27 protein-coding genes and 1 tRNA gene are annotated in these 22,137 nt (G+C 76.8%); 9 read left to right on the forward strand and 19 right to left on the reverse strand.

What is annotated here, in order from left to right:
- Nucleotides 1–55: 55 nt before the first annotated feature.
- On the reverse strand, nt 56–229 hold the full coding sequence (locus tag ACRYM0_RS14495) for a hypothetical protein (protein WP_432506227.1): 174 nt from the start codon (nt 227–229) through the stop codon (nt 56–58).
- Between the two features lie 128 nt (nt 230–357).
- Between ACRYM0_RS14495 and ACRYM0_RS14500 the strand changes: the two genes are divergently transcribed.
- Nucleotides 358–1,596, forward strand: coding sequence for a hypothetical protein (locus tag ACRYM0_RS14500; RefSeq protein ID WP_432506229.1), 1,239 nt, complete (start codon nt 358–360; stop codon nt 1,594–1,596).
- A gap of 10 nt (nt 1,597–1,606) precedes the next feature.
- On the opposite strand, the gene ACRYM0_RS14505 is transcribed toward ACRYM0_RS14500, so the two are convergent.
- The 3 genes from ACRYM0_RS14505 to ACRYM0_RS14515 all read right to left on the reverse strand — a co-directional run bounded on the left by ACRYM0_RS14505 (nt 1,607) and on the right by ACRYM0_RS14515 (nt 4,514).
- The gene (locus ACRYM0_RS14505) at nt 1,607–2,473 is read right to left on the reverse strand and encodes an NAD-dependent epimerase/dehydratase family protein (RefSeq protein WP_432506231.1); all 867 of its coding nucleotides are present in this window, start codon (nt 2,471–2,473) and stop codon (nt 1,607–1,609) included.
- 79 nt (nt 2,474–2,552) lie between these two features.
- A complete protein-coding gene (locus ACRYM0_RS14510; protein WP_432506233.1) occupies nt 2,553–4,019 on the reverse strand; it encodes a sugar porter family MFS transporter in 1,467 nt (488 codons plus the stop codon).
- Between the two features lie 234 nt (nt 4,020–4,253).
- The gene (locus ACRYM0_RS14515) at nt 4,254–4,514 is read right to left on the reverse strand and encodes a CDGSH iron-sulfur domain-containing protein (protein WP_432506235.1); all 261 of its coding nucleotides are present in this window, start codon (nt 4,512–4,514) and stop codon (nt 4,254–4,256) included.
- A 130-nt stretch (nt 4,515–4,644) separates the two neighbouring features.
- Between ACRYM0_RS14515 and ACRYM0_RS14520 the strand changes: the two genes are divergently transcribed.
- The gene (locus tag ACRYM0_RS14520; RefSeq protein ID WP_432506237.1) at nt 4,645–5,742 is read left to right on the forward strand and encodes an iron-containing redox enzyme family protein; all 1,098 of its coding nucleotides are present in this window, start codon (nt 4,645–4,647) and stop codon (nt 5,740–5,742) included.
- Between the two features lie 5 nt (nt 5,743–5,747).
- The gene (locus ACRYM0_RS14525) at nt 5,748–6,785 is read left to right on the forward strand and encodes a glycosyltransferase family 2 protein (RefSeq protein ID WP_432506239.1); all 1,038 of its coding nucleotides are present in this window, start codon (nt 5,748–5,750) and stop codon (nt 6,783–6,785) included.
- Here ACRYM0_RS14525 and ACRYM0_RS14530 read toward each other — a convergent pair.
- Nucleotides 6,736–7,071 (reverse strand): hypothetical protein, encoded by a 336-nt coding sequence (locus ACRYM0_RS14530; protein ID WP_432506241.1) that lies wholly within the window; start codon nt 7,069–7,071, stop codon nt 6,736–6,738. The genes ACRYM0_RS14525 and ACRYM0_RS14530 overlap by 50 nt on opposite strands.
- A gap of 61 nt (nt 7,072–7,132) precedes the next feature.
- Nucleotides 7,133–7,606: a DUF4383 domain-containing protein gene (locus tag ACRYM0_RS14535; protein WP_432506243.1), complete on the reverse strand. Its 474-nt coding sequence runs from the start codon at nt 7,604–7,606 to the stop codon at nt 7,133–7,135.
- A gap of 184 nt (nt 7,607–7,790) precedes the next feature.
- On the opposite strand from ACRYM0_RS14535, the gene ACRYM0_RS14540 reads away from it, so the two are divergent.
- Nucleotides 7,791–8,270, forward strand: coding sequence for a hypothetical protein (locus tag ACRYM0_RS14540; protein WP_432506245.1), 480 nt, complete (start codon nt 7,791–7,793; stop codon nt 8,268–8,270).
- A gap of 10 nt (nt 8,271–8,280) precedes the next feature.
- Here ACRYM0_RS14540 and ACRYM0_RS14545 read toward each other — a convergent pair whose 3' ends face one another.
- The 3 genes from ACRYM0_RS14545 to ACRYM0_RS14555 all read right to left on the reverse strand — a co-directional run bounded on the left by ACRYM0_RS14545 (nt 8,281) and on the right by ACRYM0_RS14555 (nt 10,359).
- Nucleotides 8,281–9,582 carry a cytochrome P450 gene (locus ACRYM0_RS14545; protein ID WP_432506247.1) on the reverse strand — a complete coding sequence of 434 codons (1,302 nt, stop codon included), beginning with the start codon at nt 9,580–9,582 and terminating at the stop codon, nt 8,281–8,283.
- Nucleotides 9,583–9,656: 74 nt separating this feature from the next.
- A complete protein-coding gene (locus tag ACRYM0_RS14550; protein WP_432506268.1) occupies nt 9,657–9,950 on the reverse strand; it encodes a GroES family chaperonin in 294 nt (97 codons plus the stop codon).
- Between the two features lie 115 nt (nt 9,951–10,065).
- The gene (locus ACRYM0_RS14555) at nt 10,066–10,359 is read right to left on the reverse strand and encodes a DUF3618 domain-containing protein (protein ID WP_432506249.1); all 294 of its coding nucleotides are present in this window, start codon (nt 10,357–10,359) and stop codon (nt 10,066–10,068) included.
- A 162-nt stretch (nt 10,360–10,521) separates the two neighbouring features.
- Here ACRYM0_RS14555 and bcp point away from each other — a divergent pair, with 162 nt between their 5' ends.
- Complete coding sequence (bcp, locus tag ACRYM0_RS14560; protein WP_432506250.1) at nt 10,522–10,998, forward strand: thioredoxin-dependent thiol peroxidase; 477 nt, start codon at nt 10,522–10,524, stop codon at nt 10,996–10,998.
- 65 nt (nt 10,999–11,063) lie between these two features.
- A tRNA-Leu gene (locus ACRYM0_RS14565) sits at nt 11,064–11,145 on the forward strand.
- 57 nt (nt 11,146–11,202) lie between these two features.
- Here ACRYM0_RS14565 and ACRYM0_RS14570 read toward each other — a convergent pair.
- The 10 genes from ACRYM0_RS14570 to clpS form a co-directional block, all read right to left on the reverse strand.
- A complete protein-coding gene (locus ACRYM0_RS14570; RefSeq protein WP_432506270.1) occupies nt 11,203–12,144 on the reverse strand; it encodes an ATP-grasp domain-containing protein in 942 nt (313 codons plus the stop codon).
- 114 nt (nt 12,145–12,258) lie between these two features.
- Entirely contained in the window at nt 12,259–12,876 is a 618-nt protein-coding gene (locus tag ACRYM0_RS14575) for an anti-sigma factor domain-containing protein (protein ID WP_432506252.1), read from the reverse strand.
- Between the two features lie 28 nt (nt 12,877–12,904).
- Nucleotides 12,905–13,288, reverse strand: a complete 384-nt coding sequence (locus tag ACRYM0_RS14580; protein WP_432506254.1) for a sigma-70 family RNA polymerase sigma factor — start codon at nt 13,286–13,288, stop codon at nt 12,905–12,907.
- Nucleotides 13,289–13,332: 44 nt separating this feature from the next.
- Nucleotides 13,333–13,983 carry a fasciclin domain-containing protein gene (locus ACRYM0_RS14585; protein WP_432506272.1) on the reverse strand — a complete coding sequence of 217 codons (651 nt, stop codon included), beginning with the start codon at nt 13,981–13,983 and terminating at the stop codon, nt 13,333–13,335.
- 491 nt (nt 13,984–14,474) lie between these two features.
- Nucleotides 14,475–15,956, reverse strand: coding sequence for a molybdopterin-dependent oxidoreductase (locus ACRYM0_RS14590; protein WP_432506256.1), 1,482 nt, complete (start codon nt 15,954–15,956; stop codon nt 14,475–14,477).
- Between the two features lie 104 nt (nt 15,957–16,060).
- Nucleotides 16,061–16,729: an RdgB/HAM1 family non-canonical purine NTP pyrophosphatase gene (gene rdgB / locus ACRYM0_RS14595; protein WP_432506258.1), complete on the reverse strand. Its 669-nt coding sequence runs from the start codon at nt 16,727–16,729 to the stop codon at nt 16,061–16,063.
- A complete protein-coding gene (gene rph / locus ACRYM0_RS14600; RefSeq protein ID WP_432506260.1) occupies nt 16,726–17,496 on the reverse strand; it encodes a ribonuclease PH in 771 nt (256 codons plus the stop codon). The genes rdgB and rph overlap by 4 nt, the downstream gene beginning before the upstream one ends.
- The gene (gene murI / locus ACRYM0_RS14605; protein ID WP_242128714.1) at nt 17,493–18,362 is read right to left on the reverse strand and encodes a glutamate racemase; all 870 of its coding nucleotides are present in this window, start codon (nt 18,360–18,362) and stop codon (nt 17,493–17,495) included. The genes rph and murI overlap by 4 nt, the downstream gene beginning before the upstream one ends.
- 26 nt (nt 18,363–18,388) lie before the next feature.
- A complete protein-coding gene (locus tag ACRYM0_RS14610; RefSeq protein WP_432506262.1) occupies nt 18,389–18,985 on the reverse strand; it encodes a DUF2017 domain-containing protein in 597 nt (198 codons plus the stop codon).
- Nucleotides 18,986–18,990: 5 nt separating this feature from the next.
- A complete protein-coding gene (gene clpS / locus ACRYM0_RS14615) occupies nt 18,991–19,293 on the reverse strand; it encodes an ATP-dependent Clp protease adapter ClpS (protein WP_242128710.1) in 303 nt (100 codons plus the stop codon).
- Nucleotides 19,294–19,407: 114 nt separating this feature from the next.
- Here clpS and ACRYM0_RS14620 point away from each other — a divergent pair, with 114 nt between their 5' ends.
- Genes ACRYM0_RS14620 through ACRYM0_RS14630 form a run of 3 tightly spaced genes read left to right on the forward strand, consistent with a single transcriptional unit; the run spans nt 19,408 to nt 22,087 of the window.
- The gene (locus ACRYM0_RS14620; RefSeq protein ID WP_432506264.1) at nt 19,408–20,730 is read left to right on the forward strand and encodes a nicotinate phosphoribosyltransferase; all 1,323 of its coding nucleotides are present in this window, start codon (nt 19,408–19,410) and stop codon (nt 20,728–20,730) included.
- The gene (locus ACRYM0_RS14625; protein ID WP_432506266.1) at nt 20,727–21,326 is read left to right on the forward strand and encodes a nicotinamidase; all 600 of its coding nucleotides are present in this window, start codon (nt 20,727–20,729) and stop codon (nt 21,324–21,326) included. The genes ACRYM0_RS14620 and ACRYM0_RS14625 overlap by 4 nt, the downstream gene beginning before the upstream one ends.
- Before the next feature lie 56 nt (nt 21,327–21,382).
- Nucleotides 21,383–22,087, forward strand: a complete 705-nt coding sequence (locus ACRYM0_RS14630; RefSeq protein WP_432506274.1) for an NADPH-dependent F420 reductase — start codon at nt 21,383–21,385, stop codon at nt 22,085–22,087.
- The last annotated feature ends 50 nt before the right edge of the window (nt 22,088–22,137 follow it).

Below are 22,137 nucleotides of genomic sequence, written 5' to 3' on the forward strand. Positions count from 1 at the left end.
ACCCCCACAGGGGGTGGGCGCCCTTCGCCGTTCCGTGCTCCGGTGTCCCGGGGTTTCAGGAGGTCGTTGCGCTGCAACGCTCCACGAAGCGCTGCACGAGCTCCTCGCGGGTCAGCGGCTCCGGGAAACCCTCGAACGTGCCGTCGGGCAGGGTCCACCCGCCGAACAGGTCGTCCTGGTGGCCGGGGTCCGCCGGGACGGGGACGGGGTGCTCGCGCTCGGTGTTCACGCACGTGCTCTCGGCACGGGAGCGCCCGGTCTGAACCCCTCGGGGTGTGTGTACAGTCCGCCGGGTTCGAGGAGCGCCCCGCGGGCGAGCGCGAGGCCGCCGCGGGCAGGACGCCGGGAGGGCCGACGATGCCGCCGACCAGCACCACCAGCAGCACCCCCGAGCGCTCGGGGGGCTCCCCCGCGCAGCGGGTCCTGGGGTACGCCTACCCGTGGGACGTCCTGGGCGACGACGGTTTCGTCGAGCGCGCGCAGGCGCTGGGCCTGACCGGGGTCGCGCTGGCCGCCAGCTACCACTCCACCCGCGCGGCCACCCCGTGGCACCCGGCGCACCAGCTCGTCGAGGCGCCGCACGCCGCGCTGTACCGGCCGGTGCGCGAGGAGGCCTGGGCCGGTGCGCTGCTGCGCCCGGTCGCCGGGCGGGTGCCGGACGGCACGCCCGACGCGTTCGCCGAAGCGGCCGGGCGGTTGCGCGCGGCGGGCCTGGAGGTGGACGCGTGGACGATCCTGGCGCACTCCACCCGCCTGGGCACGGCGCACCCGCAGGTGGCCGTCGTGAACTGCTTCGGCGACCGCTACTCCTACGCGCTGTGCCCCAGCTCGGCGCCGGTGCGCGACTACTGCGCGACGCTGGCCGCCGAGGCCGTGCGCGGCGCGCCCGTCACCGGGGTGTCGCTGGAGGCGCTGGGCACGCTGGGCGTGACGCACAACGCGGCGCACGAGAAGACCGCCGGCGCCTTCGGGCCCGCCCTGGAGCGGCTGCTGTCGGTGTGCTGCTGCGCCGGGTGCCGCCAGGCGTGGGAGCGGGAGGGGGCCGGGGCCGGCGAGGTGGTGGCGGCGATGCGGCGCGGGGTGCGGCAGCTGCAGGACGCCGCACCGGACGACGCCCGCGAGGTGGCCGACCTCGTCGGCGAGGACGCCTCGCGCGTGGTGCTGGAGGTGCGGCACACCTTCGCCGACGAGCTGCGCGCGCGGGTGCTGGCCGCGGTGTCGGCAGCAGCACCGGAACCGCTGCGCGTCACCGTGCACGCGGCGGCCGACCCGTGGGCCACCGGGCCGAACACGGGGCTGAGCGAGCGGGCCCTGGCCGACCCGGCGGTCGACGCGCAGCTGCTGCACGCGTGGTCGGCGGCGCCGGCCACGGCCGCCGCGGTGGCCGCGGTGCGCACCGCCGCGCGCGCGGGCGCCGGGGTCGGGGCCTACGTGACGGTGCTGGGCGCCGAGGGCGGGCAGGACCTGCCGGCGCACGTGGCGGCGCTGCGCGCGGCCGGCGCCTCGGAGCTGCACCTGTACCACCTGGGCCTGGCCGGCCGGCGCGGCCACGAGCGGATGGCCGCCGCCGCGCGCGCGTGGCGGGCGGCGGCCTGAACCGGGCTGGTCAGTTCCGCTGCCCCAGGGGGTTGCCGAGGAAGGACGCCCCGCCGACGTGGAACAGGTCCGGCGAGCGCACGTCGGGCTCCTGCCCGCCGCCGAGGACCTGCGCGGCGTGCTCCTCGGCGTCGTCGCGCGGGTCGTAGCCGATGGCCTCGCCCTCGGCGAGGCTGAACCAGCGGCGGGTGTTGCGGGAGATGCCCCACACGACGGTGTACCCGGGGGTGGTGTCGGTGACGGCTGCCTCCAGCAGCCGGGTGCCGTCGTCGGGGGACATCCAGGTGGACAGCCCGCGCACGCCCAGGGTGCTCGGGTCGGCGAAGCAGGTGCCGATGCGCAGCACGCACACCTGCAGCCCGTGGCGGTCGCTGTACAACCGGCCCAGCGCCTCGATCGCGGCCTTGCTCCAGCCGTAGTAGCTGTCGGGCCGCACCGGGACGTCGGCGGGCAGGTACCCGTCGACGGTCTCGTCGCGGGTGCGGTACCCCACGGCGTGGTTGCTGGAGGCGAGCACGACGCGGCGCACCCCGCGGCGCACGGCCGCCTCCAGGAGGTTGCGGGTGCCGTCGACGTTGACGGACAGCACCTCCTCCCAGGGGGCCTCCCGGCTGATGCCGCCCAGGTGCACGACGGCGTCCACGCCCTCCAGGGCGGCGTCGAGGGCGTCGGGTTCGGTGACCGACAGCCGCGCCCAGCGCACCGGGCCGGCCCCGGGGTCGAGGTCCCGGGGCGGCTGCGGCAGCGGGTCGGGCAGGCGCACGTCGGTGAGCGTGAGGGTGCGGCCCGGCGCGGCGAGACGGGGGCCGATCAGCGAGCCCATGTTGCCCGCCGCTCCGGTGACCAGGACGTGGCCGCCGGGCGCCGGGGCGCTCACGCCGCGCTCCGGCGGGACGGGCTGGACGGCGGGACGGGCATCGACGACCTCCTGCGGGAAGCGGTTTCCTCCCTTCAGCCTAGCGGCGGGGCCCTCCGGCTCCCCCGGCCGTCCGGAAGCGGCTCTCCAGCTCCTCCAGGGACCGACCGCGCGTCTCGGGCACGTGGCGCAGCACCAGCACCACCGCGACGGTGTTCACCGCGGCGAAGAGCAGGAACGTGGCACCGCCGCCCAGGCGGTCCAGCAGCACGGGGAACGCCAGGACGACGGCGAAGTTCACCACCCACTGCGCGAACACCGACACGCCGACGCCGAGGCCCCGCAGGCGGGTCGGGAAGATCTCCGACAGCAGCGCCCAGGTGACCGGGGAGACGCAGCACTGCTGGAAGAACAGGAACGTCAGCATCGCCAGCAGCACCAGCCAGCTCGCCTGCGGGAAGCGCGGGGTCAGGGTGCCGGGGTCCGCACCGGGCGCACCGGCGGCGGTGAAGGCCAGCGCGAAGCACGCCGCCAGCGCCAGCAGCGACGCGGTGATGCCGACCTGCCCGGTCAGCAGCATCCGCCGGCGGCCGAACCGGTTGATCACGGCCACCGCGGTCGCGGCGGCCACGACCGACACGACGCCGTTGGCGATGGTCGCCGCGAGCGCGGAGCCGTCGCCCAGGCCGGTCGTGACCAGCACCGTGGGCGCGTAGTACATGATCGTGTTCACGCCGGTCACCTGCTGCACCACCGAGAGCAGCACGCCCACGAGCACCAGCCGCCGCACCCACGGGGTGCGCAGGTCCCGCCACCCGCTGCGCCCGGCGCCGGCACCGGCCCGGGCGGCGGCCTGGATCCCGGCCAGCTCGGCCTCGGCCTCGGCACCGCGGCGGACCTGGCGCAGCACCGCCAGCGCCTCGGCGGCGCGCCCGTGCTCGACGAACCACCGGGGGCTGTCCGGCAGCGCCAGGACGCCCAGGAACAGCGCGACGGCGGGCAGCGAGGCCAGCGCGAGCATCCACCGCCACTCGTGCTCGCCGCCGACGGAGGCGATGAGCGCGTTGGCGGTGTAGGCGGCGAGCTGCCCGCTGACGATCGACAGGTCGTAGGCGGCCACGAAGCCGCCGCGGCGGCGGGCGGGCGCCAGCTCGGCGATGTAGACGGGGACGACGGCCGAGGCACCGCCCACGGCGAGCCCGAGCACGACGCGCGCGGCGACGAGCACGCCGGCCCCGGGGGCCAGCGCCGAGCCGAGGGCACCGGCGAGGAAGACGACCGCCAGGACGAGCAGCGCCCGGCGCCGCCCGTGCGCGTCGGCGAGGCGGCCGCCGGCCACCCCTCCGGCGGCCGCCCCGACCAGCAGCGAGCTGGTCACCAGCCCCTCCCCCGCCGGGCTCAGGCCGAGGTCGTCGCCGAGGAAGAGCAGGGCGCCGGAGATGACACCGGTGTCGTAGCCGAAGAGGAAACCGCCCAGGGTGGCGGTGGCCGCGACCAGCGCGAGGCGGCGGTCGGGGGACGGCCGGTGCGGCGGTCGGGCGCGGGTGGTCGACGGGCGGGCGTGCACGGGCGGGGTTCCTCCGGGTGGTGCGGGGTGTCGGCGCGAACCCTCGCACACGCGGCTGGGCTCCTCCCGCGGTCCCGCGGTGCCGGTGCCCGGGCCCGGTTGCGGCCCTCCCGGGCCCCACCTAGCGTGCGCGAGGGGTCGAGCAGCGGCCCCGGGGCGCGGTGCGCGCCGCTGATCCGGAGGGACCATGGCCCGACCCCGGGTGCCGAGCGCACCAGTGCCCGCAGCGCCCGGTCAGGCGTCGGCGGGCGCTGCGTCCACCGGCGGCCGGCGGGTCCGGCGCTTGTGCGAGCCGTCGCAGAACGGCGCCTCCGCGCTGCGGCCGCACCGGCACAGCGCCACCGTCCTGCGGCCCGGGTCCAGCCGCTCCCCCTCCCCGTCCAGCAGCGTCACCGGCCCGCGCACCAGCAGCGGGCCGCCGGGGCAGACGGTGACGGTGACCTCCTCGGCGGGGGCGGCGGCGGGCTGGTCGGAGGACGCGGTGCGGGGTTCCACACCGGTCTTCCTACCCACCGCGGCGGCCCGGCGCGCGCCGCGACGCTCCCTGACGCCCCCGTGACGACCCGTGACGACCCGTGACGACTCCGTGCCCCCGCACCGCTGACGACGAGGACAGGACGCCCCGATGACCACGACCACCTCCACCGGCACCCAGGCCGTGACCACCACCGTCACCCCCTCGGCACCCCCGGCGGGCGAGGGCCCGGCCGCGCGCCTGCCGCTGCCCCCGGCGCGCGGTGACCTCAGCGCCGAGCTGCTGCGGTTCTTCCACCGCGAGCCGGGCGCCTCCGGCACGGCGGACCTGCGCGCTCTCGCGGCCCGGGCCGCCGCCCGCGCGGACGTGCTGCGCGACGAGGACGTGCAGCTGTCGCTGTTCCTGCTGTACGAGCTGCACTACCGCGGCCTGGAGGGCGTGGACGACGCCCTGGAGTGGGACCTGGGCCTGCTGGGGGTGCGCGAGGAGCTGGAGGGGCCGTTCGAGGCGGCCGTGCGCGCGCTCGCCGAGGTGCCCGACGTGCCGGCCGGTGACGTCGCCGAGACGCTGTTCGCGATGGCCGCCGCCGACGGCGGCCCGAGCGTCAGCGCGTTCCTGCAGCGGCACGCCTCCCTGGAGCAGGTGCGCGAGTTCCTGGTGCACCGCTCGATCTACCACCTGAAGGAGGCCGACCCGCACACGTGGGCGGTGCCCCGTCTGGCGGGCGGGCCCAAGGCCGCGCTGGTGGAGGTGCAGGCCGACGAGTACGGCGGCGGCCGGCCCGAGCGGATGCACTCGGCGCTGTTCGCCCGCACGATGCGCGCCGCGGGCCTGGACGACTCCTACGGCCGCCACCTCCCGTCCGTGCCCGCCACCACCCTGGTGGGCACGAACGCGATGTCGCTGTTCGGCCTGCACCGCCGCCTGCGCGGGGCGATCGTCGGGCACCTGGCGGTGTTCGAGATGACGTCCTCGCTGCCGAACAAGGCGTACGGCAACGGGTTCCGCCGGCTGGGCTTCGACGCCGACGCGACGTGGTTCTTCGACGAGCACGTGCAGGCCGACGCCGTGCACGAGCAGATCGCCGGGCGCGACCTCGCCGGGGCGCTGGCCCGCCACGAGCCGGGGCTGGCCGCGGACGTGCTCTTCGGGGCGGCGGCCTGCCTGGCGCTGGACGCGCTGGCGGGCGAGCACCAGCTCACCTCCTGGGAGCAGGGCCGCAGCTCGCTGCTGGCGCCGTGGACGTGAGCCCCGTGCAGGGCCCTTCCGGGGCGGGTGCCGAGTACGTGGTCCCGCTGCGCTGGGACGGGCACCCGGACGACGAGGTCGAGGAGCTGGGGGGCTACCTGCGCTCGCTGGCCGGGCTGGTCGACGTCACGGTCGTGGACGGTTCCCCGGAGACGGACTTCGAGCGCCACGAGCGCTCGTGGCGGGGCAGCGGGGCGCGGCACGTGCGCCCGCAGCCGTGGCCGGGCCGCAACGGCAAGGTCGCCGGCGTCGTCACCGGCGTGCTCGGCGCCCGCCACGAGCTCGTCGTCGTGGCCGACGACGACGTGCGCTACGGGCCGGCGGAACTGCGCGCGGTGCTGGACCTGCTCGTCGGGGCGGACGCGGTGCGCCCGCAGAACGTGTTCCGCCCCGCCCCCTGGCACGCGCGCTGGGACACCGCCCGCTCCCTGGTGAACCGCGCGTTCGGGGCGGACTACCCCGGGACGATCGCGGTGCGCCGCAGCGTGTTCCGCGAGATGGGCGGGTACGACGGGGACGTGCTGTTCGAGAACCTGCAGCTGCTGCGGACCGTGGCGGCCGCCGGGGGCCGCGTCGTCGCGGCCTCGGGGGTCTACGTGCCGCGGCTGCCGCCGACGGCGCGGCACTTCGCCGGCCAGCGGGTCCGGCAGGCGTACGACGACTTCGCCCAGCCGTGGCGGCTGGTGCTGGAGGCGTCCTGGCTGCCGCTGCTGGTGCTGGCCGCCCGGCGCCCACGCCGGGGTGCGCTCGCCGCCGGCGCGGGGGCGCTCGCCGCGGTCGCGGTGGCCGAGGTGGGCCGGCGCCGGCACGGCGGCCGGGCGCAGTACCCGCCCACCGCGGCGCTGTGGGCGCCGCTGTGGGCGGCGGAGCGGGCGGTGTGCGTGTGGGCGGCCGTCGGCGCCCGGGCGCGCGGCGGCGTGCGGTACGCCGGGGGCCGGGTACCGCACGCCGCGAAACCGGTCGCGCCCGCGGGGCGGGCCGACCGCTCCCGGGTCAGCGGGGCTGCGCCGGGTTCGTCGGCACGCCCTGGGACGGCGGGTTGATCGGCGGGGCGTCGGTGGCGCCCAGGTCCGGCCCCTGCGGTGCGGGCGCGTGCTCGGGCTGGGCGGCGGCGGCGTTCCCCCCGGAGGGCTCCGCGCCGGCGGCGAGCTGGTCGGCCCGGGCCCGCAGGACCGTGAGCACCGGCTCGCGCGCGCCGTGGGCCTCCTCGTACACGATGAGGTCACCCAGCCCGGCCGCGTCCAGCGAGCGGATGCGGTCCGTCAGGGTCGCCAGCGGCAGGTGGTCGTAGTCCGGCACGGGCAGCGTCGAACGCTCGTCGTTGCTCACGGTGTTCCCTTCTCCGGTGGTGCGGGGCGGCCGCGCCCGGAGGCGCGGCCGCGATCGGCTCTCAGTGCTCCGACGCGGGCAGTTCCACGCGGCGCGGCAGGAGCAGGCCGAGCAGGATCATGCCCACGGCCAGCACCAGGTGCAGCCAGTCGTCGGCGTTGTTCAGCGGCACGAAGTTGGCCTGGCTCTCCTCGGCGACGAGGAGGCCGTAGATCCACAGCGCGGCGTACACGAGACCGCCGACGATCAGGAAGCTGCGGGCGGCGGAGGCCGACTTCGCGGCGATCAGGCCGACCACGCCGAGGCCGAGGTGCAGCAGGTTGTGCAGGATCGAGACCATGAAGATCCCGAGCAGCATGGCCTGCGAGTCGGGGCCGGCCCACCCGAGCTGGCCGTAGTTCGTGGTGATGCCGGGGATGAACCCGGCGATGCCGACGACGACGAACATCGCGCCGACGATCAGGGAGCCGACCTGCACCGGGGAGCGGTGCGTGGATCGGTCGGTGCCGGTGCGGTTTCCGGTTCTGGTAGCCATGTCGAGTTCCTCCGGTTCACGGGCCGCGGTGGACGCGGTGGTCACGAGGCGCGTTCTCTTGGACCTCCTCCTCCACGGTAGGCAGGCGTGCGCGGGCGGCAACTCGGGCGGGATCACGTTCGGGTCACGGAACGGGCGGGCGCGGGTGCGGGCGGTGTCGCAGGGCGCTGGGAGGATGGACGACGTGAGCACCCCCGCCCGGAGCACGGACCCCGCCGTCCTGACCCGCACCCTGACCAGCGCCGTGCGCGCGCTCGCCGCCGACGACGGCGAGGGGTTCGAGGGGGCGGGCGCCGCGCTGGCGGCCTTCGACGCCGACGCGGCGCGCACGGTGCTGGGGCGGGTGCTGCGCGGTGCGCTGGAGGAGCTGCACCCGGACGGCCTGGACGCCGACGACCTGCGGGCGGTGGTGCAGCGCTGCGCGCGCTCGGCGCCGGCGTGGTTCACGCCCCTGGACCCGCACCTGCTGGTGCTGGCGCTGACCGGGGCGCTGGGCGAGCACCCGGAGGTCGCCGAGGTGCCCAGCGCCCCGCACGAGGCGGTGCTGCGGCACGCGGTGCTGCTGGTGGCCGACCTCGTCGCGGCCACCGGCCGCCCCCTGGCGCGGCACCTGGAGGCGGCGCTGGCGGAGGTGCGCCGGGCCGAGACGGTGGAGATGCCCTGAGGCGCCCGCGTCAGCGGCGGGGCTCGACGAACAGCTCCAGCCCCCCGCGCGGGCGCAGCGAGACGAGCGCCTCGACCTGCGCGCGCCGGCCGGGCACCGGGCGCACCGCGCGGTCGCGCAGCAGCGCCGCCAGGACGAACACCTCCTCCACCAGGGCCAGGTCGCGGCCGATGCACTGGCGCGGCCCGGCGCCGAAGGGCGCGTAGGCGTCGCGGCGGGGGGCGTCCAGGAACCGCTCGGGGCGGAACTGCTCCGGGGCGGGCCAGGCGCCCGGGTGCCGGTGCAGCGCCCAGGTGCTGACGATGACGAGGGTCCCGGCGGGCACCGGCACCCCGGCCAGCACGTCGTCGGCCAGCGCCCGCCGGGTGATCACCCACGCCGGCGGGTACAGCCGCAGCGACTCGTCCACCACGGCGCGCGCGAAGCGCAGCCGGGGCAGGTCCTCCCAGCGGGGTTCGCGGGCGGCGCCGGGCGGGCCCAGCACGGCGGCCAGTTCCGCCTGCAGGCGGCGCTGCGCGGACGGCTCGCGCGCCAGCAGGTCCAGCGTCCACGTCAGGGAGGAGGCCACCGTCTCGTGGCCGGCGACGACGAACGTGACGAGCTCGTCGCGCACCTCCTGCGCGCCCATCCCGGCGTTGAGCATGAGGGCGACGACGTCGGTGGCGTCCGGGGCGACGCCCCGTGCCCGGCGCTCGGCCAGGACCCGCGCGCACACCTCGTCGATCTCGGCCACGGCCGCGGCCAGCGCCCGCCGCGAGCGGGTGGGCCAGGACGCCGGCACGGGCGAGGCCGCGCGCGCCACCACCAGCTCCAGCGCCTCGCCGACCGCGTCCACCAGCCGCGGCGCCACCCCGGACAGGTCCGCGGCGGCCAGGGTGCGCCCCACGACCTCCAGGGAGGCGCGCGAGACGGCGCCGACCACGTCCAGCGCCCGTCCCGGCGGCAGGGCGTCCACCTCGGCGCGCAGCACGCGCGCGGCGCCCACGGCGTGCTCGGCGACGGCGTCCAGGGACCCGTGGTGGAAGGCCGGTTGCAGGGTGCGCCGGTGCGAGCGCCACGTCGGCCCGTCGCCGGCCAGCAGGCCGGGCCCGGTGACGGCCGCCAGCGCCGTGTACTGCACGGTCGCCTTGCCGTAGCCGCGGGCGTTGTCCACCAGGACCCGGCGCACCCCCGCCGGGTCGTTCAGGACCAGCACGGGGGTGCGCGGCAGCGGGACGGCGGCGGTGTCGCCGTAGCGGCGCACCAGGCCGGCGAGGAACTCGTGCGGGGCCCGGCGGATGGCGGGCACCGAGCGCACCATCTCCCACGGCAACGGGCCGTCGGTCTCCAGCGGGGTGTAGCGCGCGTTGCGGCGCGCCGCCCCGGCGCGCTGCGGTGCTCCGGGGCTCAGAGGTAGAGCCCGGTCTGGCCGTCCTCCACGCGCGGGGCGGCGACGGCGTGCAGGTCGCGCTCGCGCAGCAGCACGTAGCCCTTGCCGGCCAGCTCCACCTCGGCCTTGTCCTCGGGGTCGAACAGGACGCGGTCGCCGGTCTGCACCTGCCGCACGTGCGGGCCCACGGCCATCACCGACGCCCACGACAGGCGGCGCCCCACGGCGGCCGTGGCGGGGATGACGATGCCCGCGGACGACTTGCGCTCACCGGCGTCGTCGGCGGCCACCAGCACGCGGTCGTGCAGCATGCGGACGGGCAGGCGGGAGGCGTCGGCGGGCGTGCTCACGCGCCGAACGGTAGCGCCCCCGCAGCCGGGTCGGCTCGGGGGCGCTGCACGCCCGCGGGCGTGGTCGGGAGGGCGGTCAGCGCCGCCTGGCGCGCACCGCCCGCACCACCAGCAGGGTCGTCACGCCCAGCACCACCGCGCCCACGGCCGCCAGACGGCCGGTGCGCGGCGAGCCGTCCGGGGCGGTGGCGAACCCCAGCGCCTTCTCGCGGGCGGAGGCCAGGGCCCGCGCCTTGATCGCGTCGGGCTGCAGCCGCTCGTTCAGCTCGTCGAGCGTGCCCGCCAGCTGCGCCCTGCGCAGCTCGATCTCGCGCTCCAGGGCGCGCGGGTCGCTCGTGGTGATCTCGGCCTTGCCGTCGCTGGCCGTCACGGCCACCTCCTGCCCGTCGCACGGGTCGTCTCCTGCCGGGGGTGCGTGCCGCCCGGCGCAGCTGCTCGCCGGAGCCCGGGCGGGTCCGGCCGTCCGCCGAACCGTACCGGAGCGCCCCCACCCCGGCCCGCCCGGCGCACCCCGCGCCGTTAGCGTGCGCGCATGACCACCCGCCTCGCCCCCGGCGACCCCGCTCCCGACTTCACCCTGCCCGCGCACGACGGCGGCACCGTGACGCTGTCGCAGCTGCGCGGCGAGAGCGTCGTCGTGTACTTCTACCCGGCCGCGATGACGCCCGGCTGCACCACGCAGGCCTGCGACTTCCGCGACTCCCTCGACGCGCTGAACGCCTCCGGCCACCAGGTGCTGGGCGTCTCCCCCGACCCGGTGGCGAAGCTGGCGACGTTCGCCGAGCGCGACGGGCTGACCTTCCCGCTGCTGTCCGACACCGGCCACCGGGTCCTCGAGGCGTACGGGGCGTGGGGGGAGAAGACGAACTACGGGCGGACCTCCGTGGGCGTGATCCGCTCCACGGTCGTGGTCGGCCCCGACGGGCTGGTCGCCCTGGCCCAGTACAACGTCCGGGCGAGCGGCCACGTGGCCAAGCTGCGCCGCGACCTGGGCCTGGACGCCGCCTGAGCCCACCGGAGGCCCGGCGCGGCCTCGTCGGGGCCCGCGCGCTGGGCTAGGCTCGCTCGTCGCGAGCGGGAGTGGTGTAACTGGCAGCCACGCAGGATTTAGGTTCCTGTGCCTCCGGGCGTGCGGGTTCGAGTCCCGCCTCCCGCACGGCGGGTCGCCCGCGCCGCCCGGCGGACGCGGGAATGCCGGGCGGCGCGGCGCCCCTCAGGCGAGCGTCCCGCCGGCTCGCCGCAGCAGCCGCCCGGTGTACCGGGCGATCTCGCGCGGTCCGGAGCGGGGTGCGGCGGCGTCCACCGCGGCGTTGTAGTTGGTGTTGGTGTTCACGTCGTAGGTGACGACCCGCCCCTCGGCGGTGGTGATGAACTCCACCCCGGCGATCTCGATGCCGTTGCGCCGCAGGAAGTCCGCGTACCGGGCGAGCACGGGGTGGTCGAACCCCTCGCGCAGCGAGAAGATCGTCTCGCCCGGTTCCTGCGCGATCGTCGCCCCCGGCGGCAGCACGGGCCGGCCGGTGTCGGGGTCGATCGCGCACGCGTCCGCCGGGCACAGCTGGAAACCGCCGCGGGCGGTGTCGGCCCGCAGCGCGTACAGGAACTCCCCGCCCACGAACTCGGCACGGGTGACGCTGTCGTCGGCGGAGGCGACGAACTCCTGCAGCAGCCACACCCCGTCGAACGGCTCGTCCAGCCCGCCGGAGGCCAGGGTGTCGGCGAACTCCTGGTACCCGGAGAAGCGCGCCACCCCCAGGCCCTTTCCGCCCTGGGAGTGCTTGGTGACGAAGGGCCCGCCGACGCGCTCGGCGAAGCGCCGCGCCGCCGCGTCCAGGTCGGCGCCGACGACGGCGACGGTGCGGGGCACCTCGAGGCCCGCCGCGGCCAGCGCCGTCAGCTGCGCCACCTTGCTCAGCTCCAGCTCCAGGACCGCGCGGCCGTTGACGGTGCGGGCGCCGGCAGCCTCCAGCCAGGACAGCACCGCGCGGGTGTGCGCGATCGAGGCGTCGTGGTCGCGGGTGTGGGCCGAGGCGGACATGCGCGACCACCACACCCCCGGCGCGGGCGCCTCGGCCAGGCCCAGCTCCCCGCCGGTGAGGACGTGCTCGACGAGGGGGACGCCCTCGGCGGCGAACGCCTCGCGGAACGGGGGCATCCACTCGGGGTTCTCGTGCAGGACGTGGACGGCGGGTCCGCCGGTGGTGCTCGCGTCGGGAGTGCTCACGCCCCGATCCTGCACCTGCGCAGCGGGGGCCGGCGACCCGCCCGCTCAGGCGGGCAGCGGCGCGACGAGCACGGGCGAGGTGGTCGGCTGCTGCGAGCCCCCGGCGGGCTCCACCGTCAGCCCCACGCCGGTGGCGGGACCCAGGGCCGGCAGCAGCGCCACGGACGGGCCGTCGCCGCCGGGCCCCGGCAGCAACCCGGCGGGAGTCATCTCCTCGCCCGCCACCAGCCACAGCTGGTAGGAGTGCCCCTGCGCGGGCGCGGGCAGCCCGGCGGCCACGACCGCCGCGCGGTCCCCCGAGCGCACCACGGTCGCCGTGCCGCCGGAGGTCGCCTCCACGGTCACGCTCTCCCCCGGCGCCAGCAGGGCAGCGACCTGCTCCAGGGTGCTCTCGGCCGCGCGCTGCTGCTCGCGCTGGGCCGCGGCGACCTGCCGGGCCCGGTCGGCGTCGGAACGCGCGTCCAGCGCGACACCGATCCCCGCCGCCGCCAGCAGGGAGGCGGTCTCGCGCAGCTCGTCCGCGGCCCGGCGCTCGGCCGGCTCGCGGTGCAGGCGATCCTCGTAGGCGGCGCGCTCGTCGTCGTCCAGGGCATCCAGGGCCCAGGCGCCTGCCAGCGCCTCGTCGTCACCGGGACGCTGCTGCCGCTCGTCGCGCTCGTTCACGACCGCACCCCCACCGCGTCCCGGAGCTTCAGCAGACGGCGTGGCGCTGGACGGGGCTGAGGACGCCGAGGGCGCGCTGCACCTCCTCGTGCTCGAGCAGCACCTCGACCTCCTCGCTGACGCTGTCGTAGGGAGCCTCCTCACGGACGCCGTAGCGCTCCTCGCGCACGGAACCTGCCTGACTGGCACGCACCCGGTCCACCGCGCGCCGGTGGGCCATCGTCACCAACCAGCCGCGGGCGCTGCCGCGCCCCGGGTCGAAGCGGGCGGCGGCCCGCCACGCCTCCAGGAACACCTCCTGCACGACCTCCTCGGACTGCGCCGGGTCGCGCAGCACCCGCAGGACCGTGCCGTGCACGGCCGCCGCGGTCGCGTCGTGGAACGCGGCGAAGGCGGCTTGGTCGCCGCGCACGAGCCGGTGCCGCGACCTCGCACCGCCACCTCCCACCGCGACCGTCAGGCCGGGGGCATCAGGACGGAGTCGACCAGGTAGACGGTCGCGTTCGCGGTCTGCACGCCGCCGCAGACGACGTTCGCACCGTCGTTCACCGTCAGCGCCTCCGGAGTGCCGGACACGGTGACCTCCGCACCCTGCAGCGTGGTGTGGGTGCCGACGACCTCCTCGGGCGTCAACCGCCCCTGCACCACGTGGCAGGTCAGGATCGACTGCAGCGCGGCGCTGTCGGTCCTCAGGATCTCCAGCGTCTCGGCCGGGACCTGCGCGAAGGCGTCGTCGACCGGGGCGAACACGGTGTACTCGCCGTTGTTGAGGTCGTCGACGAGGTTCACGTCCGGGTTCAGCTGACCCGAGATCGCCGCGATCAGCGTGGTCAGCAGCGGGTTGTTCGACGCGGCCGTGGCCACGGGGTCGGCGGCCATCCCGTCCACCGACGCCGGGCCGGACGCGTTCGCCGCGGTGTAGTCGGCGCAGCCCGGGCCCACGGGCCCGCTCGTCATCGCGGCGCCCGTCGACTCCGGCGCGCTGGGCATCGCCGAACTCGACGACGAACTGCTCGACGAGCCGGTCACCGCCTCCTCAGCGGCGGTGGTGGTGTCGCTGCCGCCGCAGGCCGCCAGACCCAGCGTCGCGGTCGCCACGAGGGCCATCAGGGTTCCGGTGCGCTTCACGGTGGTTCCTCCCTCAGGGGTTTCCAGCCGGAGTTCCCGGCCGGCCGTTCACCAGGGGTTCGGAACCGGCGCGACGGTGGATGGGGGAGAGTTTCCGCCGTCCCCCGATCGGACCAGCTGGACCTTCGCGGTCGGGTTGCTCGCGTGGTCGAGTGCCGGTGGTGGGAGGTGGTCACGAGCAGCCCTCCCACCACCGAACTTCCGGTGATCTTGCGAACGTGAACGCGAAACCGTGCAAGATCACGGTGGGTCGGGAAGGGGCGGGAAACCGGTGCCGGGAAGCGGTGACGCTGGAGGCCGGCGGGGTGGTGCGGGTGCCGGGCGTCCGGAGCCCGCCCCGCGCGAGGACGGGAGTTCAGCGCCCAGGAGCGGGCGGAGAGCCCGGCACCCGCACCACCCCGCCGGCCGGCCGAGAACCCGGCCACGGCGACACGCGAACCGAAGAACCCGAGAGCCCGAGAGCCCGAGAACTACTCGACCGTGACCGTCACGGAGTCGTACCCGCTGGCCCCGTCCGGGACGGGCGCCACCACGTCCGCGGTCTGCGGCGCCCCCGTCGCGTCCGTGGCGCGGACCTCCAGGACGTGCCCGCCGGGTTCGGCGTCCCAGTCGAACACCCACTGGCACCAGGTGTCCTCCGACACCGACGGCAGCACCTTCGCGGGCAACCACTCACCGCCGTCGACCCGCACCTCCACGGCGCTGATGCCGCGGTCCTGCGCCCAGGCGACGCCGGCGACGGGCACCCGGCCGGCGCGGGCCGTCGCGAAGGAGCGGGGGACGTCGATGCGGGAGGCGGTCTTGACCGGGGCCCGCTCGGCCCAGCCGCGCTCGGTCCAGTACGCCGTCTTCTCCGCGAACCGGGTGACCTCGAGGTCGGTGACCCACTTGCAGGCGGAGACGAACCCGTACAGGCCGGAGACCACCATGCGGACGGGGAACCCGTGCTCGCGGGGCAGCGGTTCGCCGTTCATGCCGACGGCGAGCAGCGCGTCGCGGCCGTCGGTGGCCTCGGCCAGGGGCGCGGACAGCGTGAAACCGTCGTTGCTGGTGGCGAAGAGCATGTCGGCGCCCTCGCGCACCCCGGCGCGGGCCAGCAGGTCCGCCAGCGGGTACCCCAGCCACCGGGCGTTGCCGACGTAGTCGCCGCCGACCTCGTTGCTGACGCAGGTGAGGGTGATCCACCGCTCGACCAGGGGCAGGGCGAGCAGGTCGTCGAAGGTGAGGGTGAGTTCCCGCTCGACCATGCCGTGCAGCCGCAGCGTCCAGTCCTGCGCGCGCAGGTCGGGCACGACGAGGGCGGTGTCGATGCGGTAGAAGTCGTGGTTGCCGGTGGCGTACGGGGTCAGGCCGGTGGCGACGAGCGGGGCCGGGTCGGCCCCGGCGGGCACGGGCACGGGCGCGGCGGCCTCGGCCGGGGCGGGCAGCACGACGCCGGCGCGCGACTGCTCGGCGCTGCGGGCACCGGTCAGGACGCGGCCCGCTCCCCCGCCGGCCAGGCCCGCGGCGGCGACCCCGCCGAGCAGGACGGCGCGGCGGCGGGGCCCGTCGGCCCGGCCACCGGGTGCCAGGCGCCGCGTCAGCAGGGTGAGGGTGTACGCCCCGGCGGCGGCGCCGAGGGCGGAGGGCAGCGGGGACAGCGCGGTGGCGTCGGGGCGGGTGAGCGCCGCCAGGACGCCGACGGCGCCGAGGAACCCGACCACGCCCACGCCGAGCAGCAGGCGGCGGCGGGCCAGCAGGCCCGCGGCAGCGGCCAGCGCGACGACGAGCACGGCGATGGTGCCCAGCAGCACCGCCTTGTCGGCGGTGCCGAACGCGCTGATCGCGAACTCCTCGACGGGTGCGGGCACCCGGTCCACGACGGCGTCGCCCACGACGACGAGGGGGGCGGCCGACGGGGACAGCCCGCCCAGCGGCAGGCCGGCCACCAACTGCCCCACCCCGAACGTCACGCCGGCGGCGAGGACCCCGGACAGCGCCGCGAGCCCGGCTGCGCGGGGCCGGGGCCCCGTGCTCCCCTCCGGCGCCGGAGTCCTCGATGCGCTGCCCGGTGCTCTCACACCCGGGGTTCGGAGCCGGCCGGCCCGGGGATGGGCCGCCCGTCGAGAACGGCCGCCAGCACGGGCGCGAGCGCACCGAAGGCCCGGCCGCGGTGGCTGATCGCGTTCTTCTGCTCCGCGGTGTGCTCGGCGAGGGTCCGTTCGGACCCGTCCGGCACGAAGATCGGATCGTAGCCGAAGCCCCCTGAGCCGGCGGCGGCGGTGGTGATCCGCCCGCGCAGCTCGCCGCGCACGACGTGCTCCTCGCCCTCGGGGGTGGCCAGCGCCGCGGCGCACACGAACGCGCCGCCGCGGTGCCGCTCCGGCACGTCGGCGACCTGCGCCAGCAGCAGGTCCAGGTTCGCGGCGTCGTCGCCGTGCCGGCCGGCCCAGCGCGCGGAGAAGATGCCCGGCGCCCCGCCGAGGACGTCCACGGCGATGCCGGAGTCGTCGGCGACGGCGACGACCCCGGTGGCCGCGGCCACGGCGCGGGCCTTCAGCAGCGCGTTCTCCTCGAACGTGACACCGGTCTCGGCGACCTCGGGCACGTCGTCGAAGGCGTCCACGCCGAGCACCTCCACGCCGGGCAGCAGCGGTTCGAGGACCGCGCGCAGCTCACCGACCTTGTGGGCGTTGCGGGTGGCCAGCACCACGCGGCGCCCGCCCCCGTCCGCGGGGCCGCTCACGAGGGCGTCCCGGGCAGCGGCGCGGCCAGCGCCTCGGCCTGCAGGGCGGCCAGGCGCGCGCAGCCGCCCACCGCCAGGTCGAGCAGGGCGTCGAGCTCGGAGCGGTCGAAGGGCACGCCCTCGGCGGTGCCCTGCACCTCCACGAACCTGCCGTCACCGGTGACGACGACGTTCATGTCGGTCTCGGCCTTGACGTCCTCCACGTACGGCAGGTCCAGGACGGGGCGCCCGCCGACGACGCCGACGCTGACGGCGCTGACCGAGCCGGTGAGCGGCTGCTTGGACTGCCGGACCAGGCCCTTCGCCTTGCCCCAGGCGATCGCGTCGGCCAGGGCCACGTAGGCGCCGGTGATGGCCGCGGTGCGGGTGCCGCCGTCGGCCTGCAGGACGTCGCAGTCCAGGACGACGGTGTTCTCGCCCAGGGCCCTGGTGTCGACGACCGCGCGCAGGCTGCGGCCGATCAGGCGGCTGATCTCGTGGGTGCGACCGCCGATCTTGCCCTTGACGGACTCGCGGTCGCCGCGGGTGTTCGTGGCGCGCGGCAGCATGGCGTACTCGGCGGTCACCCAGCCCTGCCCGGAGCCCTTGCGCCAGCGCGGCACGCCCTCGGTGAAGGACGCCGCGCACAGCACGCGGGTGCGGCCGAACTCGACCAGGACGCTGCCCTCGGCGTGGTCGAGCCAGCCGCGGGTGATGCGCACGTCGCGCAGCTCGTCGGGGGCGCGGCCGTCGGCGCGGGCGGTGGGGGTGGCGGGGTCGGTGCTCACCGGCCCACCTTCTCACCGGCGCCGCGCAGGGCCCCGCGCAGCGCCCCCAGCTGCAGCGGGCCGGTCTCCTCCACCGAGACGATCTGCGGGCCCAGGAAGCGCTGCGCCAGCTGCCGGAACGGGGTGGGGTCGCCGGTGGCGGTGAAGCGGTGCCGCGGGGCGGGGCGGTCGTCGGGGCGCAGCAGGTCGCGCGCGGACAGCTCCCGGTAGACGTCCAGCGCGGTCTCCTCGGCGCTGGAGACCAGCGTCACCCCGTCGCCGACGACGGTGCGCAGCACGCCGGTCAGCATCGGGTAGTGGGTGCAGCCCAGCACCAGGGTGTCCACACCGGCGGCCATGACGGGGGCGAGGTACTCGCGGGCGGCGTCGAGCAGCTCCGGGCCGCCGGTGACGCCGCGCTCGACGAACTCCACGAACCGCGGGCACGCCGCGCTGGTCAGGTGCACGTCCAGGGCGCCGGCGAAGGCGTCGTCGTAGGCGCGCGAGGAGATCGTGGCGCGGGTGCCGATGACGCCGACGCGGTTGTTGCGGGTGGCTCGCACCGCCCGGCGCATCGCCGGGAGGATGACCTCCACGACGGGCACGTCGTAGCGCTCGCGGGCGTCGCGCAGCACGGCGGCGGAGGCGGAGTTGCAGGCGATGACGAGCATCTTCACGCCGGAGTCGACGAGGTCGTCGAGCACGTCCAGGGCGTAGCGGCGCACCTCGGCGATGGGCTTGGGCCCGTACGGGCTGTGGGCGGTGTCGCCGATGTAGTGGATCGCCTCGTGCGGCAGCTGGTCGAGGACCGCGCGGGCGACGGTGAGGCCGCCGACCCCGGAGTCGAAGATGCCGATGGGGTCGTCCCGGTCCAGGCTCGCGCTCACCGCAGCAGGTTACGCGGCGCGCCCGCTCAGCCCAGGGAGCGCACCAGGGTCTCCTGCAGGTGGGTGGTGAAGTCGTACACGGCCCACGCGTACCGCTCGGGGTCGTCGTCGGCGAGCAGCTCCGGCTCGGAGTCGTCGCTGACGCCCAGGCGGGTGCCCAGGGCCAGGCGGACGTCGTTGAGCGCGGCCAGCCAGGTGCGGGCGCCGTCGGCGTCCAGCTGCACGCGCCCGCCCTGCCCCTCCACGGGTGCCAGCGAGGCCAGCACGGCGCGCGCGGCGGCGGCCTTGCGCTCGCGCAGGGAGTGCTCGGTGAAGCGGCGGAACTCCGCGGCGGCCTCGGGGTCCTCGGGGTAGGCGTCCGGCAGCAGCCGGCGCAGCACGTCGTCCTCGGGCGGGCCGGCGGGTCCGCCGGCGCTGTCGGCCAGCGCCCCGAAGCCGGGCAGGTCGCCCAGGCCGAGCTCCTCGGCCAGCGGGTCGGGACGCCGCTCCGGCACGTCCAGCAGCTCGAGCACCTCGCGGGTGACGGAGGCCAGGACGTCGGCCTCGACGGGTTGCAGGGTCAGGGAGAACAGCCCGTTGCGGGAACGGCGGAAGGTGGCCATGGCGCGTCGTCGGATCCTCACCGGGCTCAGTCGTCCTTCTGCAGGGTGGCCCACAGGCCGTAGCCGTGCATGGCCTCCACGTCGCGCTCCATCTGCTCACGGCTGCCGGAGCTGACGGCGGCGCGGCCCTTGGTGTGCACGTCGAGCATGAGGGCCTGCGCCTTGGCCTCGGAGTAGCCGAAGTGGGTGCGGAAGACGTAGGACACGTAGGACATGAGGTTCACGGGGTCGTTCCAGACCAGCGTGACCCAGGGGGTGTCGGGGGCGGCGGTCAGGTCCGCCTCGGGGCGCTCGAGCTCCACGGGAGCGGTGAGGACGGTCGAGGGCACGGCCCCAGTCTAGGAGCCCCGCCCGTCCGCCCCGCCCGTCCGCCCGGCCCGCCCGGCCGGCACGCCCGCGCGCTGACGCGCCCGGCGTCGGCGGTGCGCGCTAGGTTCGCCCGCGTGAGCCCACGCACGGCACCCGGCGCCTCCACGGCGCTGCTGACCGACCACTACGAGCTGACGATGCTGCAGGCCGCGCTGGCCGACGGCACCGCCGAGCGGCGCTGCGTCTTCGAGGTCTTCGGGCGGCGCCTGCCCGAGGGCCGCCGCTACGGCGTGGTCGCCGGCGTGCCGCGCGTGCTGGACGCGGTGCGCGACTTCACCTTCGACGAGGCCGCCCTGGCCCGGCTGCGCGGGGTGCTGGACGAGCGCACGCTGGACTGGCTGGCCGCGTACCGCTTCGGCGGCTCGATCGAGGGCTACGCCGAGGGCGAGCTGTGGTTCCCCGGCTCGCCGATGCTCACGGTGACCGGCACCTTCGCCGAGGCCGTGGTGCTGGAGACGGTGGTGCTCTCCATCCTCAACCACGACTGCGCGGTCGCCGCGGCCGCGGCCCGCATGAGCACCGCCGCGCACGGGCGGCCGCTGATCGAGATGGGCTCGCGGCGCACCCACGAGGAGGCCGCGGTCACCGCCGCCCGCGCCGCGTACCTGTGCGGGTTCACCGCCACCTCGAACCTGGCCGCCGGCGAGCGGTACGGCATCCCCACCACGGGCACCAGCGCGCACGCCTTCACGCTGCTGCACGACACCGAGGAGGCGGCGTTCCGCGCGCAGGTCGCCGCCCTGGGCACGGGCACCACCCTGCTGGTGGACACCTACGACATCACCCGCGGCATCGAGACGGCGGTCGAGGTCGCCGGCCCGGAGCTGGGCGCGGTGCGCATCGACTCCGGGGACCTGGCGGTCCTCGCCGAGCAGGCCCGCGCCCAGCTGGACTCCCTGGGCGCCACGGGCACCCGCATCGTCGTCTCCGGCGACCTGGACGAGTACGCCCTGGCGGCGCTGGCCGCCGCACCGGTGGACGGCTACGGGGTGGGCACCTCCCTGGTCACCGGCTCCGGCGCCCCCACCGCCGGGCTGGTCTACAAGCTGGTGGAGGTCGAGGGCCGCCCCGTGGCCAAGCGCTCCACCTCCAAGGTCACCCAGGGCGGGCGCAAGGTCGCCGTGCGCCGGCACCGCCCCACCGGCACCGCCACCGAGGAGGTCCTCGGCGTGGGCGCGGCGCCGCCGCGCGAACCGCACGACCGCCCGCTGCAGGTGCCGTTCGTCGTGGACGGCGAGCGGGTGCCGGACCTGCCGTCCCTGGAGGAGTCCCGCGAGCACCTGCGCCGGGCGCTGGTGACGCTGCCGTGGGACGGCCTGGCGCTGTCCAAGGGCGACCCCGCCCTGCCCACCACGGTCCTGCCCCCGGCGGCGCCCGGCGCGGGGGGTGGCCGGTGACCCGCGCGCTGGTCGTGGTGGACGTCCAGAACGACTTCTGCCCCGGCGGGGCGCTGGGGGTCGCCGGCGGCGACGAGGTCGCGGCGGCCACCAGCCAGCTGCTGGCCCGCGGCGGCATCGCCTACGACCACGTCGTGGCCACCCAGGACTTCCACGTCGACCCCGGCGCGCACTTCTCCGACACCCCGGACTTCGTGGACTCCTGGCCGCCGCACTGCCGCGCGGGCAGCTACGGCGCGCTGCTGCACGACGCGCTGGACACCTCGCGGGTGGAGGCGGTCTTCCGCAAGGGCCAGTACGCGGCGGCCTACTCCGGGTTCGAGGGCACCACGACCAGCGTGACCGCCGAGGGCGGCGAGCTGGTCACCGGCCTGGCGGACTGGCTGCGCGAGCGCGGCGTGGACGAGGTGCACGTGGTGGGCATCGCCACCGACCACTGCGTGCGCGCCACCGCCCTGGACGCGGCGCGCGAGGGGTTCCGCACGACCGTGCTGCTGGGCCTGACGGCGGGCATCTCCGCGGCCACCGTGGAGCCGGCGCTGGAGCAGATGCGCGCGGCGGGGGTCTCGCTCGTCGGGGAGCCCGTCGTCGCCTGAACCGCGCCCACGGCGCGGCCCGGAACACGACCGCACCCGGCCGGGTTGCCGAGCCCCTGCAGGCACCACCACCTCGACGACGGGAGCACGACGTGCGCATCGGGATCATCGGAGCGGGCGACATCGGCGGCAACCTCACCCGGGCGTTCACCCGGCTGGGGCACGAGGTGCGGGTGGCGAACTCCCGCGGCCCGCAGACCCTCGCGGACCTGGCGGCCGAGACCGGCGCCGGCGCGGTGGACGCCGCCGACGCCCCGCGCGGGGCCGACCTCGTGGTGGTCACCGTCCCGGAGAAGAACGTGCCGGACCTGGCCGGGGTGCTGGACGCCGCCGCCGAGGGCACCGTCGTCGTCGACACCGGCAACTACTACCCCCGCGAGCGCGACGGGCGCATCGACGGCATCGAGGCCGGCACCCCGGAGACGGCGTGGGTGTCGCAGCAGCTGGACCCCGCGGGGCGGCTGCGCTGGGTGAAGGCGTTCAACGGCATCCGGGCCGAGCACCTGCTCAGCGCCGGGCGCCCCGCGGGCGACCCGCAGCGGCGCGCCCTGCCGCTGGCCGGGGACGACGCGGCCGCGAAGGCCGTGGTGGCCGAACTGGTCTTCGCGATGGGTTTCGACGCCGTGGACGCCGGCCCGCTGGCGGAGTCCTGGCGCCAGCAGCCCGGCACCCCGGTGTACGGCGCGGAGCTCGACGCCGACGGGGTCGCGCGGGCGCTGGGCGAGGCGCCGCGCGAGCGCCCGGAGCAGTTCACCGCCTGAGCGCCGCCGGGGTCGGCACCCCCCGGCCAGCGGGGCGCCGCGGGGGGGCG

This window comes from Kineococcus arenarius subsp. arenarius, from assembly GCF_050871845.1.
Classification (GTDB): domain Bacteria; phylum Actinomycetota; class Actinomycetes; order Actinomycetales; family Kineococcaceae; genus Kineococcus.